17 protein-coding genes are annotated in these 15,288 nt (G+C 66.7%); all 17 read right to left on the bottom strand.

Annotated features, from left to right (window positions below; genetic code table 11):
• Window positions 1-9: 9 nt before the first annotated feature.
• Window positions 10-960: a TIGR03756 family integrating conjugative element protein gene (locus tag CJ014_RS07620; RefSeq protein ID WP_003454742.1), complete on the bottom strand. Its 951-nt coding sequence runs from the start codon at window positions 958-960 to the stop codon at window positions 10-12.
• Window positions 957-1,403, bottom strand: coding sequence for a TIGR03757 family integrating conjugative element protein (locus tag CJ014_RS07615; protein WP_003454745.1), 447 nt, complete (start codon window positions 1,401-1,403; stop codon window positions 957-959). Before CJ014_RS07615 ends, CJ014_RS07620 begins: the two co-directional genes overlap by 4 nt.
• Window positions 1,404-1,559: 156 nt before the next feature.
• Window positions 1,560-2,054 (bottom strand): JAB domain-containing protein, encoded by a 495-nt coding sequence (locus CJ014_RS07610; protein WP_004265610.1) that lies wholly within the window; start codon window positions 2,052-2,054, stop codon window positions 1,560-1,562.
• A gap of 193 nt (window positions 2,055-2,247) precedes the next feature.
• Window positions 2,248-2,994 (bottom strand): DsbA family protein, encoded by a 747-nt coding sequence (locus CJ014_RS07605; RefSeq protein ID WP_003454752.1) that lies wholly within the window; start codon window positions 2,992-2,994, stop codon window positions 2,248-2,250.
• A gap of 13 nt (window positions 2,995-3,007) precedes the next feature.
• The gene (locus CJ014_RS07600) at window positions 3,008-5,890 is read right to left on the bottom strand and encodes a conjugative transfer ATPase (protein ID WP_016451650.1); all 2,883 of its coding nucleotides are present in this window, start codon (window positions 5,888-5,890) and stop codon (window positions 3,008-3,010) included.
• Complete coding sequence (locus CJ014_RS07595; protein ID WP_004265606.1) at window positions 5,890-6,324, bottom strand: TIGR03751 family conjugal transfer lipoprotein; 435 nt, start codon at window positions 6,322-6,324, stop codon at window positions 5,890-5,892. Before CJ014_RS07595 ends, CJ014_RS07600 begins: the two co-directional genes overlap by 1 nt.
• Window positions 6,305-7,774 carry a TIGR03752 family integrating conjugative element protein gene (locus CJ014_RS07590; RefSeq protein ID WP_016451649.1) on the bottom strand — a complete coding sequence of 490 codons (1,470 nt, stop codon included), beginning with the start codon at window positions 7,772-7,774 and terminating at the stop codon, window positions 6,305-6,307. Before CJ014_RS07590 ends, CJ014_RS07595 begins: the two co-directional genes overlap by 20 nt.
• Complete coding sequence (locus tag CJ014_RS07585) at window positions 7,764-8,684, bottom strand: TIGR03749 family integrating conjugative element protein (RefSeq protein ID WP_016451648.1); 921 nt, start codon at window positions 8,682-8,684, stop codon at window positions 7,764-7,766. Before CJ014_RS07585 ends, CJ014_RS07590 begins: the two co-directional genes overlap by 11 nt.
• A complete protein-coding gene (locus CJ014_RS07580; protein ID WP_003454780.1) occupies window positions 8,681-9,373 on the bottom strand; it encodes a PFL_4703 family integrating conjugative element protein in 693 nt (230 codons plus the stop codon). Before CJ014_RS07580 ends, CJ014_RS07585 begins: the two co-directional genes overlap by 4 nt.
• The gene (locus CJ014_RS07575; RefSeq protein WP_003454784.1) at window positions 9,370-9,798 is read right to left on the bottom strand and encodes a TIGR03750 family conjugal transfer protein; all 429 of its coding nucleotides are present in this window, start codon (window positions 9,796-9,798) and stop codon (window positions 9,370-9,372) included. Before CJ014_RS07575 ends, CJ014_RS07580 begins: the two co-directional genes overlap by 4 nt.
• A 12-nt stretch (window positions 9,799-9,810) precedes the next feature.
• Window positions 9,811-10,188: a TIGR03745 family integrating conjugative element membrane protein gene (locus CJ014_RS07570; RefSeq protein ID WP_003454787.1), complete on the bottom strand. Its 378-nt coding sequence runs from the start codon at window positions 10,186-10,188 to the stop codon at window positions 9,811-9,813.
• Window positions 10,189-10,209: 21 nt separating this feature from the next.
• Complete coding sequence (locus CJ014_RS07565; RefSeq protein ID WP_003454790.1) at window positions 10,210-10,449, bottom strand: TIGR03758 family integrating conjugative element protein; 240 nt, start codon at window positions 10,447-10,449, stop codon at window positions 10,210-10,212.
• Window positions 10,446-10,853, bottom strand: a complete 408-nt coding sequence (locus CJ014_RS07560) for an integrative conjugative element protein, RAQPRD family (RefSeq protein ID WP_004265602.1) — start codon at window positions 10,851-10,853, stop codon at window positions 10,446-10,448. The genes CJ014_RS07565 and CJ014_RS07560 overlap by 4 nt, the downstream gene beginning before the upstream one ends.
• Window positions 10,854-11,058: 205 nt before the next feature.
• A complete protein-coding gene (locus CJ014_RS07555) occupies window positions 11,059-11,535 on the bottom strand; it encodes a Mov34/MPN/PAD-1 family protein (protein WP_003454794.1) in 477 nt (158 codons plus the stop codon).
• Window positions 11,523-13,151, bottom strand: coding sequence for a ThiF family adenylyltransferase (locus CJ014_RS07550; protein WP_003454796.1), 1,629 nt, complete (start codon window positions 13,149-13,151; stop codon window positions 11,523-11,525). Before CJ014_RS07550 ends, CJ014_RS07555 begins: the two co-directional genes overlap by 13 nt.
• On the bottom strand, window positions 13,148-14,290 hold the full coding sequence (locus tag CJ014_RS07545) for a CBASS cGAMP synthase (protein WP_003454798.1): 1,143 nt from the start codon (window positions 14,288-14,290) through the stop codon (window positions 13,148-13,150). Before CJ014_RS07545 ends, CJ014_RS07550 begins: the two co-directional genes overlap by 4 nt.
• Complete coding sequence (locus tag CJ014_RS07540; protein WP_003454800.1) at window positions 14,284-15,285, bottom strand: CBASS cGAMP-activated phospholipase; 1,002 nt, start codon at window positions 15,283-15,285, stop codon at window positions 14,284-14,286. Before CJ014_RS07540 ends, CJ014_RS07545 begins: the two co-directional genes overlap by 7 nt.
• Between the last annotated feature and the right edge of the window lie 3 nt (window positions 15,286-15,288).

Below are 15,288 nucleotides of genomic sequence, written 5' to 3'. Positions count from 1 at the left end.
CGGAATACCTCAGAGGAAATCGACGCTGCCGAGGAAGACCTGCCCGCGGCGCTGGCAGCAGGCATAGGGCCGCCACAGCGCCCAGGCGTAGTCGCCTTGCTGGGCCTGCACGCGCGTGTTGGAGTGGGGGAACACGGCGCAGGAGTTGGAGAGGGTCGGCGTCAGCTCCTGCCACTTGCCGGTGGAGGCATCGCTCTCCACCAGGGCGCCGGCCGGCCAATAGCCGTCGCTCGAACTCGCGAGCAGCGGCTGGTAGACGTGCGGCTGCATGCGCCGCGTGACGACATCGCCCGCGCGCTGCGCGACGACGGCGCCGCTCTTGTAGTCGTCGGTCTGATGCAGGAAGCCGCCGCGCGGATAGACGTTGCCCCACAGGTTGAGCGTCGTGCGGCCGCCGATCTCGCGCATGCCGGGGATCACCGCCTCGGGGTACACCATCTCCGGGACGTTGTAGCGCCAGGCCAGCGTGTCGAGGGTGCTCAGCAGGTACGGCATGAAGGCCGTGCCTGCGCCCTGGCAGGCGTAGCCGGACGCGCTGGCGAACTGGCTGAACACCGAACCGCCGGGATGCCCGATCACGTCGGCGTTCTTGAACTTCGCCAGGTTGTTCTCGTTGTCGTGGTTCGTCGTCCCGTCGCCGCCGGCCTGCGCCGTGGGATTGGGCATGCTCATGGCGCGCACCTCGATCCACGGGTTCTCGCCGGTGTTGCTGTAGCTCGACACCACCGCGTCGGGAATGTAGTGGCGCACCTTCACCGAGGTGCGCACCGTGCAGCCCGTCCAGGTGCAGAACAGCCAGTAGCAGATGCCGACGACGCGATATTCCAGGCAGTCGGGCGACAGGGCCGAGGACACGATGGTAGCCGTGTTCAGCGCGAAGCTCGAAGCGGCGCCGCCGAGCAGCACCGAAGCGATGGCAAGGCGGGCCCGGCGCGACGACGCCGACAGCAGGCGGTTCATGGCTGTGCCCTCCGATGTGATTCGATGCGTGCCACGGCGCGCGCGACATCGGGCTCGCCGTAGACCACGTAGCGGCGATCGACCACCACGGCAGGCACCTTGGCCAGCCCCAAGCCCCAGGCATCGGCGACGCCCTGGTAGGCGCTGCCGATGCGGCGCTGTAGTGCCTGGCTGCCATCGCGCAGGCGTTGCTGCACGAGCGCGGCCGCGCGGCCCGGATCGGCAGGCAGGCCCGCGGCCAGTTCGGCCTCGATGCGCTCGGGCAGATCCAGCTCGATCACGCGCGCGCCGGATGCGGACTGCACGGGATGGCGGCTGTCGGTCACGACCAGCACGTCGGCTGCGGATGCGTCCTGGCCGAGCAGGCACAGCAGCAGCCCTCCCGCGCAGGCGATGCGCGTACACCGCAGCCGCGGGATGGGTTTCAAGAAGGGAGCCGTCATGGCGGGCGTCCTGGGAATGAGAGCAAGGCTCTAGTCGAACGCCGAAGGCAGTCCAACCGCGACAAGGAATGCGCACCGCGCGCGCTCCGCTTTGGGCAGACAGGCGAAAGAAAAGCGGCAGCCGAGGCTCCCGCGGGGACCAGGCGGTCAGCGGCGCTACAGCAGGCCGGATTCGGCGAAGGAGTACGGCGTGCCCTTGCCGACGATGAAGTAATCCACCACCCGGACATCGACTATCGCCAGGGCGGCTTTGAGCCGGTCGGTCAGCGCCTGATCGGCGGCCGAAGGCACGGTCATGCCAGATGGATGCTGGTGGGCCAGGATGACCGCCGAGGCGTTGAGGGCCAGGGCGCGCTGCACCAGCACCCGCGGGTACACCGAGGTTTGATCGACCGTGCCCTTGAACATCGGCTCGTAGGCGAGGACTTGGTGCTGAGAGTTGAGGAACACGACGGCGAAGACCTCGTTGGGCTCCGCGACCAGCTTCAGATGCAGGTAGTCGCGCACGGCGGCGGGACTGTTCAGCATCGGGCCGGCCTTGAAGATGCGTTGTTCCAGCAAGGCGATGGCCTGGCGGATGATCCAGTCTTCGTGCTGGGCGGCGATCAGGCTGAGCGACTCGGGACGCGAGTCGGCGACGACATAGGACATGGCGAACCTCCACGGGATGAAGTCGGAGGACGCCTGTCCCGGGAGGGACAAACCCTCCGGGGACGATGAAGAACAAGCGGCAGAAGAGCGGGCATCCGCCACCGCATGCACAGTGGCTGTTCGCGTCCAGGGATGCGCAGCGAACGGGGTCGATCAGCACGGCCAAGCCGCGTCGTAGCCTTGAAGATCGTGGCTACCTGGGCATGTCTCCGAGAGACTCGGCAGGCATTTCCTTCGATGCGGGCTCGGCCGCTGCACTGGCCGCCAGCAGGTCGATCGCGGACAGCAAGGCATCTCCTTCGACCGGGCCGTGCAGCAGCAGCGTCTTGCCGGACTGGCGATCCTGCAGGCGCAGCGTGGGCGTGACCTTGATGCCCTCCTGCGCCGCGCTCGCCGACTGTGCGCGGATCAGCGCATCGGGGCGGTCGCTGTCGAGGCACTGCTGCGCGGCCGGCGTGAGGTCGGGATAGCGCAGGCCCTCGGGCAGGCCCTGACCGTCGCCGCGGGTGTGCGTGTAGACCCACTCGGCGGCCTGCCAGAACGCGGCCTGGCCGCCGGCCTCGCCGACGCACTCCACCAGGCGCGCACCGGCAGACGCGGCCGGCTCGTGCAACGGCAACGGCAGGTGATGCCATTGCCAGCTCACGTCCGGGTGCGCGTCGATCCAGCGCTTGAGCACTGCGAAGTAGGCGCGGCAGAACGGGCATTCGAGGTCGGCGTACTCGACCACCGTGAAGCGCGCATCGGCGCGGCCATAGCGCCAGGGCGGGCCGGCTGGTGCCGTTGCCGGCGCAGGCGTTGCTTCTGCCGAAGGAAAATCGGGTTCGGCGGGCGGCGACTGCGGCCGCAGGCCGAGCCATGCGGCCGTTGTCAGGGCCGCGGCCATCAGCAGCGCGACGACAAGGACGGTGCGGGACGGCGCGAAGCGAGGGATGCGCATCGTGGACTCCCCGTCACGCCAGCGCATCGAGCACCAGCGGCTCGATGCTGCGGGCGCGGTCGATCTTCTCGGCGATCTTGAAAGCGGCGTCCAGTTCGCCGATGCCGTACTGCTGCATCAACTGGAAACGCTCGGCCTTCTCTTCCGGCTCGGTCTGAGCCAGCGCCAGGTACAGGCTGGGCGGCACCGCGCGGAATAGCACTTCCATGCTCTTGGAAAGGATCACGCCCTCGCTGAACTTGCCGGCCTCCTTGCGGGCCGACAGCATCAGCGCCTTCTGCGCCGCGTTCAGCTCGCGAAAGCGCGCGATCTTCTCCACCTCGTCGGGCGGCATCGAGAGGCAGATCCACCACTCGATCATGTTGAGCATGGGCTCGGCGGCCTTGGGCAGGTCGTCGATGTTCTGCGTCGCCAGCCAGTACCAGGCGCCGAGCTTGCGCCACATCTTCGTGATCTTGACGACGTAGGGCGCAAGCAGCGGGTTCTTGGTGATGATGTGCCCCTCGTCCGTCACGTTGATGATCGGCCGGCCGAGGAACTGGTCGCGCTCGGCGATGTTGTTGACCGTGTTGATAAGGCTGATGTAGGCGATGGAAAGCTGCGCGTTGTAGCCCTCGCGTGCGAAGGTCGCCAGATCGACGATGGTGATGTCGGCCTCGGGCCAGGGCGTGCCGGGCCGGTCGAACATCTCGCCGTCCACGCCCTGGCAGAACATATCCATCGCGTCGGCCATTTCCAGCAGCCGCGCGCGCCGCACCTCGGGTAGTGCCGTATCGCGGCCGCGCTCGCGCAGCGCATCGCGCACGTCGCGCGTCAGGACGGTGCGCTGGTTGGCCACGCAACGCTGGGCCGCATCGAGGATGCACTGGCGGATCAGGCTGCGGTCGGCGCGCGTCATGCGCGCCTCTTCCTTGTCCTCGCCGCCGGTGATCATCAGCCGCGCGGTGATTTCCAGTTCCCCCAGCACGTCACGCTGCTCGTCGGCATCCGCTGCCTGTGCCGCTTCGTCGCGGTCCTCGTCCAGGGCGTCGGCATCCAGCGTCTGCACCTGGCTGGGCGTTTCCACCAGCCGGTGGGCGTCGGCGAACGGCGCGAGGCTCACCCCGGCACCGGGGGCCAGCTTAACGCGATGCACCTTCATGCCTAGCCGCGCCGCGAAGTCGCCGAACAGGCCGAAGCTGTTGCCCGCCTCGACGATGAACAGCCGCGGCCGGTAGATCGCCGTCACCTGGTTCAGGATGTTGTTGAGCGTGGCGCTTTTGCCCGAGCCGGTGGGACCGAACAGGAACAGGTGAGCGTTCATCTGCCGGTCGAGCCGGTTCAGCGGGTCGAAGGTGATCGGCCCGCCGCCGCGGTTGAAGAACGTGATGCCCGGATTGCCGGTGCCCTGGCTGCGGCCCCACACCGGCGCGAGGTTCGCCGCGTGCTGCGCGAACATCAGTTGCGTGTACCACTGGCGCTTGTCGGTGGCCGGATCGAACACGCACGGGAGCCAGCGCAGGTAGCTGTTGAGCGGCGCCACCTCGTCTTCCTCGCGCACCGGCTGCAGGCCGGCGTTGAGCATGACGTTGACCAGTTGCAGGCCGCGGGCGTCGAGCTGCGCGAGGTCGCGTCCGCGCAGATAGAAGGCAAGCGCACCGCGGTAGAGCTTGTGCGCGCTGCCGATCAGCCCGCGCGCTTCCTGCACGTCGCGGCGCGTCTGCTCCGAAGCCAGCGTCTCGCCGACCGACTTCTTGCTCAGGTGGTTCAGGTGCCCTTCGAGCACGTCCTGCGGCGTCGCGACGACGGTCAGGCACATCACCGTGTCCTCGGGCATCTGGTCGAACAGCGCGTTGACGGCATCGCCGCCCTTGCGCGTTTCGCCGGTGACGTGGCCGGTCGCAGGCGGCATGCGCAACCGGTCCATCACGATGATCCGGTGCGGCATGCCGTCGAGCAGCCACGTGCCGTTCGCCACGTCCGAGCGCGGCTGGCCGAAGAACAGGCGCTGCGCGAAGTCTCCGCTAGCCAGCTCGATCTCGCCGTCTTCGACTGCCTCGGGGTAGCGCGTGAGCGCATAGAAGCGCTCGCGGTCGTCGGCGCTGGGGCCGAGCAGCGTCGGGTGCGGGTTGAACCAGCGCAGCAGCCAGTCGTGGATGTCGGCCGCCTCCATGCGGCGGGATTTCACGCCCGCGTTGGCGAGGCCGCCCACGAGCCGGTCGCAGATCGTCGTCAACGCCTGCTCGGGGGACTGGCCGCGCCGCGATGCGGTCGTAGCGTTCGCGCGCCGGTAGACCACCATTCGCACGCGCCGGACCTGGCCGCGCCACGGCAGCCGCGTCACCGTGGTGTCCTCGAACAGCCCGCCGGGCTTGGCAATGGCGCGCAGGTGGTGCCCAAAGAAACGCAGGTAGAAGTCCGTGAAGGCGCTGCCCTGGGCGCGCGGCCGCACATAGTCGGCCAGCCCGCGCAGGTAGGTGTCCCAGGTCGATTCGTCCTGGGCGTAGAGCTGCACGACCCACGGGTTCTCGTCGAGTTCGTCGAACGAGTCCTGCAGCGCGTTCTCCAGTGCATCGCGTGCCTGCCACAGCCAGGCCATCTCACGGCCTTCGGTGCCGACCGGGGCCAGTTCGAAGAAGCCCGCAACCGACTGGCCGTCTTCCAGCAACATGCTCTTGGAGCCGGGCAGGTACTCCATCCACGGCAACAGGTCGGCGAAGGACGGTGCCACGCCGTAGAGCGCCTGCAGGTCCGCTTCGGTGGTCGGCGGGCGCGGCTGGCTGCCCATCGCGCTGCCGGGCTCGGGAATGCCGTGCGCGGCCAGCGTCGAGACATGCTGCGACCAGGCGTCATCGGCATCCAGGTCGGGGCCGGCGGGCGTGACGGCCTTGCGTGCCCAGGGCAACGACCAAGCCATCAGTAGTCCTCCAGGCGCTCGCCAGGCATCGCGTACTGCACGCGCTGGTAGAGCGGGAACACGGTGGTGTAGCCGGGCACGGGCACCGGGTCGGTGCCGGCCAGGTGCGGGAACACGTACATCACTAGGTCCGGGTTCGGCAGGCGTCGGAACTGGCGGTAAATCTCGTTGGCCGCGGTGCGCGTGTAGGCGGCAGCGGCGGCGGGCACCGCCTGCACGTCGGCCTCGGTCAGCGGCCGGCGCAAGTCCTGGCGTGCATCGAGCAGTTGCCGCGCTGCCTGCCCACCACCGGCGCTGCCGCCCGTCTCCTGATTCCACACGTCGAGCATGGTGTGATCGCCGTGCGGCAGCAACTTGTCCTTGCTGGTGGCGCAGCCGCCCAGCACCAGGACCGCGCACAGGATCGCGGCCGATTCAATCCAAATCCGACGCATGCTTGCCTCCGATGCGTTGATTGACCCGGCGCCCCTTGGCGTCGTAGTCGATGTTGAGCGGCTGCTCCAGATGCACCGCGACCTTGGCGCCGGGCCGCACGTAGACGGCGGCGAAGGCTTGGCCGTAAAGCTTGTTGACCCAATCGGCCATGTCGCGGACGCCCCCGGCCAGGATGCGGCCCATCGCCTCGTTGCCGCTGATGCCTACCGTGCCAAGCGAGCCGTTGCTGTTAGCGACCACGGCCACGCTGCCGTTGTCCGACTTGATCAGTGAAGCGGCGCCGGCGCCGGCCGCGGTGATGAGGGCTTGCGAACCCAGGTACTGCTGCGCGTTGCTGCGCCGTTCGCCGCTGACGCAGGGGATGCCGTAGGGATCGCTGATCCAGCCCAGGCCGCCTTGCGTCGTGCTGTTTGCACCATTGCCCTGGCCGCCGCCGCTCTGGTTGCGGTTGCCGTCCTCCGGCATCGTGCGCACCGTGCCGTCGTTGAAGACGAACGTCACCGAGCGAATCTGGCCGCGCACGCAGGAAAGCGTCCAGTCGCCCGAGGCCGTGCCGCTGACCACCGCGCCCGCCACGTCGGGAATGTCGATGCCGTTGGCGGTGAGGTTGTCCGGGCCGATCAGCACCTTGAAGGGGTACGGGTCGTTGACCGTGCCGTCGATCGGCACGCGGCCGATCAGCGCGGTCATCGCGATGGAGCCCATCAGCGTCGAGTTCGACGGCACCGTGTAGACCGGCTTGGACGACGTGCCCACGGCGCGGCTGCCTGCATCCGCGACGGTGCTGGCCACGTTGTCGGCCGTGTCGGAAAGCGTCTTCTGCGCCGGCCCGAAGCTGGTCGGAAAGTTCAGGCCGCCGCTGCTGCCGTTCTTCGCCGAAGGCTTCGCATCGTCCGGTTCCACCCAGCGCGTGCCGCTGGTGCTGCGCGCGGCGCCGCCCTGGCTGCCGCTGAAGCCCTTGCCGTCGCCGTCCTCCAGGCCGAGCCCGACCGGCAGATCGGCCTGGCCGCCCTTGCCGGAAAGCCCATCCAGGCGCCGCTGCAGGTCTTGCAGCAGGCCCTGGGTCTGCTGGCGGTCGCCGGCCAACTGCTCGCGGTACTGCTGCAGGCGGCCGCGTTCACCATCCAGCGCGGACTGGATGCGCTGGTCGATCGCGCTTTCCCGCGCGCGCATACGCTCGTTCTCGCTCTTCTGGTTCTTGTTGTCGTTGAGCGCCGTCTGCAGCTCGTTGCGCAACTGCTTGACCTGGGCCACCAGTGTGGCAACGGTATCGCGCGGCGTGTCGCCCTCGATGCCCAGCGCCTTCATCTCTTCGGGCGTGAGCGAGTTGGCGCTGCCGGCCGGAACGGGCTTGGCGCCGCGATCCCCGGAGAACATCTTGATGCCGACGAACAGCAGCACCAGCGCCATCGGGATCAGCAGCCACTTCAGGAGGGGGTTACTTTTCATGGCGGGCACCTCCTTCGGCCTGGCCGGCCGCCGCGGCCGGCGGCAGGTTCACCGTCGCGTCGATCGGTGAGAGCTTGGGCAGCAGCGACTCGGCCAGGCCGTGGCCACGGGTCACGAGGTAGACCACCGTGGTGTCGGCGGCGCGGCCGGCCGGCGCCAGATTCGGGTGCTGGAAGGTCGCGGCGAGAAAGTCGCCCTGCAGCGCGCGGGGATCGAGGTCGAGCCAGCGCCCGGAGGCGTTGGTGAGCTTCACCGCCGTCACCCACTGGTCTTCGAGCCGCCAAGCGGCCAGCGCCTGCGCACGCACCGGCAGTGTGGGCAGCAAGGTGGAAAGCTCCAGCCCACGGCGCAGATTGACGCGGCCGAGGCCGGGAACGGGCTCCACGGTGCGCAGCGGCGCGTAGAGGTTCTGCGCCGCATAGCGCGTGAGCACAACCGCCACCGGCGTGGCGCGCTTCGCTGCGGGTACGGTGCGCTCCGCATCGTCGTCCGCCGGCTTGGCCGGCTCGCCGTAGCGCGTCGCCGGCACGTCGCCTTCGACGATGCGCACGGGTTCGAGTGCAGGCTGGCCCGCCTTCGCCGGCTCGGCCGCGATGTCCAGCAGGATCAGCGCGCCCGACTCCACGTCCTGCAGTTGCAGCCGTGTGGGCGGGATCGGCGCGCTCGCGCGCAGGTAGATCGCGCCACCAGCGCTCTGCACGCGCAACTGCTCGCCAACCGTGGGCGGCACACCGATGCGCACGTTGCGCTCGATGAACACCACGCGCTCCTGGCCGACCACCAGCGGCACCGCCAGCGGCAGGCGCTCCCAGCGCAGGATTTCGACGGCATGGGCCGCAGGCACGAAGGCCAGGCACAGCAGCAGGCCAGCCAGGGCCGCCGCAGATGAACGCTTCCCGAGGGACTTCATGGGGTGTCTCCCTGCAAGTTGGAGCCGGCGCTTGCGGCCCGGCCGGGCGGCGCCGCAGGCGGCGGGGTCTCGATGCGCTCCGGCGCGCGTGCATGGCAGTCCAGCGCCAGGCCGAAGGGGTTGCGCTCGGGGTCCACGTCCATGCGCACAACCTTGAGTGCATAGCGCACGAGCGCGCGCTTGACCTGCTCGGCGCCCAGGTACTCGTCGGCGCTCACGTCCAGCGTGACGATCCAGTTGTTGGCCGACACGGTGCGCACGCGCATGGCCGGCTCGTCGCCGTAGCCGCGGCCGGGAATCTCGTAGATGCCGCGCACGCGCTGGCGTAGCTCGCCGTTGCTGCGCCGGAATTCGTAGTCCTGCTGCAGGAAGGCACGGCAGCTCGGCGTGAAGTACGCAGACAGTGCATGCAGGTTGCGCGGGTAGTCCTGCTCGCCATTGGTCGGCCAGCGCTGGGCCTGCTGCCAAATGTAGAAGGTGAAGGCGTAGACGCTCTCCGGCGGCACGTCCCACCACTTGCGCGTGCTGCCCGAGCGCAGGTCGGGTGGCACGTGGATGGTCAGGCTCTTGGGTGCGCTCCACCAGCCGAAGCCGAGCAGCAGCGCCACGACGAACAGTGCGGCGCCAGCCAGGCGCAAGGTCTTCACATGCGCCTGCAGGTGCGCGACCTCGTTCTTGAATCGGCTCATGGTCTACCTCGACGCAGGGACGGATCGGGCCGCAGGCGCCGCGTGGACCACCAGCCCGACCGGGTGATGAGCTGGCCCCCGCCCGCATGCGCAGCCAGCGCGGGGTAGCGCAGCGCGAGGCGCCACTGGAGCTGGCGGTACAGCCAGGTGTCGGGCCGGCCGCGCTTCCACCGCCGCAGCAGGCCGCCGCCCACGAAGACACCGACACCGATGCCGGCGACGATCAGCGTGGGCACCATCGCGATGCTGTGCGTCAGCCAGGCCAGCGGTACGCCGGCCACGAGACCGGCCGCGCCGGACAGCCCGGCGCAGACCCACAGCTCGTCGGCCGTGAGCCCGCGCACGACCACCGGGTGGCGGTTGAGGCGGTGCGGCAGGAAGGTCACGAGCCCGTCGCGCGACGGACTCTCCAGGGCGCCGGCCATCGTTGCCGGGCCTTACAGGACGCCGGTAGCCTTGGTCAGCAGCCAGATGCCGACGACCAGCAGGATCGCGCCCACCGCGACGGTCAACCCGAACTGCCCCCACGTTGCGCGGCCGGTGTGGATCTCGGCGTAGCGCGTGTAGGCGTGGTAGCAGACGCCGACGAACATCGAGGCGACGACGAGCAGCGCGATCAGCAGCACGATGTCGTAGCCGTAGTTTTGCAGCGTCTGCATGATGCCGCTGCCGGTGCCGCGCGACGGGTCTTCCAGCGTGGGAAGGTCGGCGAACGACGGCAGCGGCGTGGCGGCGATGCCCAGCGGGATCAGCAGCGCGGCGATGCGCGCGGCGGGCCGCGACGTGGGACGGCGAGAAGTAGCGGGAGCGTTCATGGCGAAGTACCTTTCATGGGGTCAGGACAGGAGGAAAAAGCCCAGCACCAGGTACATCGCGACGAAGCGCACGATGACGCCGAGGAACTGGCGTTGGGTCAGGTGGTGCTCGGCCCAGCCGACATAGGCAGTGCGCATCGCCCACACGCCCCACAGCAGCAGGATGGCGAAGACGAAGCCGAGCACGACGGTGGAGACGGCCCCGGGCGCGAAGCCGCCGTTGGCCGTGAAGGCGGCGACCTGATCGGCGGAAGGCGTCATGACGACGGCGCCTCCTTGGGCGACGTCGCAGGCGCCGCGTTACTGCGCGTGTAGTCACCGGCCAGCGGCACGGGATCACGCGGCTGGGCGCGTTGCGGAACGAGGTAGTCGCGCACGCCGGTGCGCACGCGCTCCAGGTCGGCGCGCAGCCGCGCGTAGTCGAAGTGGTAGCGGGCGCGCTCCTGCGGCGCGGTGGTGGCGGCGTGCTCGGCGAGGCGGTCCAGCAGTTCGAGCTGGCGCGTTACCGCGGCGAGCATCTCGCGCTCCGCAGCGTTGTCGGAGGCGTCAGCGGCGATGGCGGGCTGCAATCCGGCAGCGGCAAGCAGCAGCGCGGCAACACGCACGGCCCAGGGTGCCTCGACGGCGAAGCGCCGAACCTGCGCGGGATTGCGAGTGGTTTCCATCGAGCCGTTCTCCGAGGGATGCGGATGGCTCGATGCTCAAACGGCCGGTCTTCCGGCGCCGCAATCAATCGGAACCGGCCAGCCACCGCTTTCCGCGGCAAACTCCGCTGCAGAGGAAGGAATTTCCCCGATGACGTCGTCTTTAATGCACTACCGTCTGAGTGGAGGTGCAAGTCAAGACGATGATGGTTGTTGCGCTAGTGCTCTACTCCACGGGGAAGAATATCGACCCTTCGCCTGATCTCGGCACCAACTCTGCATACAGAGATCTACGCCCGATGATGACAGCGAGCACTGGCCGCTTGTCCCGACGCTGCGCTGCCAACAAAGTCCATTCAGATCTGTCAAGGCTAGAAGGCTGGGGATGGTCTTCCGGGTGGGTATGCCATTCGCCTAAATAGCGGACAGTTCCCTGACTCGCCGTCCATCGCGACAACGCAATAGCCTCATGACCAAACGGCATCCGCTCGAACAGATAGCGAAACCGCTTGTCCCACGCGGTAGGAACCGTCGCCTGCTCAATGAGCAAATGGGCTCCATGTACAGAACCAAGCAAGAGTCCGCCCGCTTCGCAGTCGGCATCACTAGCCTGGATATGCTGACTGAATGTCTCCAGCGTCTGGGTCGAAAAATGCAGCAACCTGCTCTTGTCGCCAGTTGCCCAGGACCCTAGGAATTGCATAGAGGGCAATCATGATCTCGCAGAGGATCGCAGTCAGGCGTGGCCAGATGATGGGTCTGGTCGATCAGCCGGGTCCGCAATGCAGGAGAGTGGACGCCCTTGACCCAATCAAGGGCCATCTCAGCACCCAAGCTGGCTGCCTGCACCGACACCGAAGCCGGAAATGGCACATACAAGCCCTCGCACCCGTGGCCTGCCAAGATGTTAGGCAGAGCATCAATGGTCGAGCGAAGTTCGCCTCTTCTGTGGCTCTGCCATAGGCATCGGTAGCACGCACCCGATGCGTTCGTTCTCAGGAGCGCACGCACAGCCGTTCCCGGCCCTTCGATCCAAACAGAAAGCATGGGCGTGGGAGCCCTGTAGCGGCCGCACAGCCAATGCCCGAGGGATTCTTCGCCGGTGGCATCGATGAGTAGGTCCAGCTTTCCCAGTTGGGCCTGTCTCACGTCCACGGGGAGCGCATGAACCTCGACGCCTGGCGACAAGCGCTTGAGTTCCTTCGCCATCGCCTCAGCCTTGTTCGACAACAGGTCCGGGAAGCCGAGCCGATGCCGTCCGATGTTCTGTGGAAGGAGGCCATCAAAATCCACCAGCGTGAGTTTCCCTCCGCATGATCCTGCCCCGGCCTTGACCAGCATGTCCGAGAGGTATCCGCCGATCGTGCCGCAACCCACAAGTGCGATTCGTTTCCCCGCCAACGTTTTCGACTTGGGGATGTTGCGCTGGGCCAGATACCGGTCATCGATCCTGATCACTGAGACGGGCATTACCTTCAGCCCAAAACTCGAATCCCTGCGATCAGCAAGCTTGGTCTTTTGACTCACTTGGTGGTCAAAGAGCACGGCAAAGCCGTAGGTCATCAGTGGCGATTCGATGATGATCAGGACGCCATTTGCTTTTTTGCTTTGCCCTTCCTTGATTCGTTCGTGAATCTTGCGCCGACACCGTGGGTCCAGGGTGCTTTGCCAAGCCAAGACGTCCCCCACCGTTTCGGGGGGCCAGTGGCTGGTTAGTGGGCGGGGTTGCGCGGTGGTCTTGACCCGGTATGTCAGCACCGTTTTATCAGTGACCTGGTAGCCGAGTGAATGCAACTTTCTTGTTGTTCGATCTTCGTTGTCGGTGATGAACCAGAGTGGATTCCCATTGGCTTGCGCAACGATACAGTTTTGTCGCCCCAGATCTTCGCCTTGCATGTCCACAAAACAAAGCCAGCCGTTCCAGTAGGCAAAGAACTCTTCGGCGAGATCTTCGATCATCTCGCCCTTCAAGATCTGCCCGAGCACCGCTGCCGCCCGTTGCAGGCACGCCAAGGACTGCCCTACAGGATCGTAGATGTCCAGCACGACAGTTCCCTTGGCCAGATAGCAAAGGCCGCCCTCCGCGCCAAGATGAGGAACTGCATTGGGCAGTTCAGGCGGAATTTCGAGCAGCCGAATGCGAGGCAGGTCGAAGAAGGTAGGGTCGAGCTGAACCTCACATGGAATGCCATCGTCCGCGCCGCACGGGATCAACGGCCCCCTCAGTTTGAACCAGCCGTCGTCCGTCTTGCCGACAAACTCGAAGCCTTGCAGCCTGAAGGCTTCGACCACATCGGAGACCACGGCGACGCTGCTCATCCGGCCTTCGTGCGCCCGACCAATTCGCTCGGACCAGCCGTAGCCGGCGCTGCGGCAATGGTGGCGACAACGGATACCACCTTGACCCGGTCCGGCTCGTTCGGAAAACGCGGACCGAATTCGCCTTGCATCCAGACGCAGGCCTGTGAAGGGCTGCCGGCGTTGGTGGCTCCGCGCAGCACTTTTTCGAATGCTTCGAACGCTTTCGCAGCCTCTTCGACGCCCTCTTTACCAAGGCGTGCAGTAAGCGACTCCGACTCATCAACGGGGTTGTTCACCCCCGCGCGCAGCCGGGCCGGCAATGCCGCGACGACATCCAGCAACGCCAGGTCGTCGCGCCGATCCCGCTTCTCGAATAGCGGAGCCGCAGCGGCCATCAACAGAATCGAAGCCGGTCCACCGCTCGACCACCGCCAATCGCGAAACGCCTTCAAGTAGCGAATCACGCGGCGGAACTGTTCGCCCTTGGCCTCCACCTCGCCCAAAAACCATTCCTTCACAGGCCTGGGGTCGGAGGGCATCCAGTTGCACTCGCGGTGAGCCAGGAGCACTTTATCAGCGGGCAATGCCGTCCAGGCATCCCGCTCTGCCATGTTCACCGCCTCCGTCAGCGAGTCATAGCCGTATCGCTCCATCGAGGCTTTCGCGAGCGTGACGAATTCTTCGTCGGGGATGGCGTACAACGGAATGTCGATGTGGGCATAGGCCGCAATGACAATCCGGATGCATGTCGGCTTGTCGGTGACAAGCTTCCAGTGCTTCTCCTCGACCAACAGCCTCAAGGCTTCTTCAGCAGCTGCAAAGAACACCGTTGTGGCCCTGCTGGGACGCTTCGTCTGCGAGACAAAACTCAACGGCAGATAGCAACCATCATCGACATCCGCCTGCTGGGGCCGTTGTGCCGGGCCGTTCAAGGTCTTGTACGCCCACGATCCTTGCGTGAAGAAGCGTGGCTGCGGCACGTCGTCCGTGTACCCGCGTTCGCGCAGCACGCGCGGAATTCCGGTGCGAAGGCAGTTCCTGACATCATTTCGGGCGCTGGCGATCCAGGCTCGTTGCTCGGGCGACAGATCCAGCTCGTCATGCATGCAGGATTCGTCATCGACGGTGGTAAAGAAAAGCGGGCTCAGGTTCAGCATTCGGCCTCCGGCACATTCTTGTTGGGGCCGTGATAGAAGGTGGGTGCGCCGGCCTGGTGCGCTCGAAACGGTTGGAAAAGAGGGTCGCCAAGCGCGCGCTGCGCTGCATGATTGCCGCGGTCCTTCAGCGTATTCGTGGCGCCGATGGAAACCCGGTCCAGCGCCTTTACGTCCTTGCTTTGATCGGGCGTGGCCTTGTCGTCGATCTGGAAGTAGTTGCTACCCAACGACTGGCGCAGCATGTAGTCCACCGACGACTCCTGGGCAGAGATCACCAGATCGAACAGCCCTCCGCGCCACTTGCCGAATCCGCGGTCGAGGCTGGCGCCGCCACGGACGGTTGCACCGATCGTCATCGTGCCGATGGACAGCACCCGGACCAGTGCATTCTGTTTCGGCGCGAGGAACGTATTGACTTCGTGCAGCCCGAACAGTCCTGGCGCATTGCCGACCAGTCCTCCATCCGCAAAGACGCCACGATCGTTGCGCGCTAGCGGAAAGTAAACGGGCGCAGCGGCGGTCGCCAACGCCACATCCACGATCCTCATGCGGTGGTCCATCTCAAATGAGGGATGGTGAGGCGTTTTGAAGAACTGGCCGCGCCCCGTCGAGTAGTTGACGGCTGGCACGAGAACGCGGTGCTTCAAGTTGCCGATCGTGGCGTCTTGAAAGCGCTCGGTCAGCACGCCCCGCAACCCTGCGGAGTCGTGCTTGGCGGTCAACCAGAAGCCCAGAAGGCGCCGAGCGAGACTTCGGCAACCAAAGATGCGGGAGCCCTGTCGTTCGAACAAGGCTTTGAGTTCAATGGCGGGGATTTCCGCGGCCAGCCCCAAGGCCAGCATCCCGCCTGCAGAGGTGCCGCAGATCAGGTCGAAGTGAGAAGCGATGGGGCGGCCTAGCACGGCTTCAAGCTCGGCAAGAACCGTCGCTGTGTACAAGCCGCGATAGCCGCCCCCAGACAGGGCGAGCACATGGTAGGTGGGCACGCCCATCATGGC

It is taken from the genome of Pleomorphomonas carboxyditropha (genome assembly GCF_002770725.1).
In the GTDB taxonomy this organism is placed as follows: domain Bacteria; phylum Pseudomonadota; class Alphaproteobacteria; order Rhizobiales; family Pleomorphomonadaceae; genus Pleomorphomonas; species Pleomorphomonas carboxyditropha.
The sequence above is the reverse complement of the archived record's forward strand: the minus strand, read 5'-3'. Positions and strand labels throughout refer to the sequence as shown.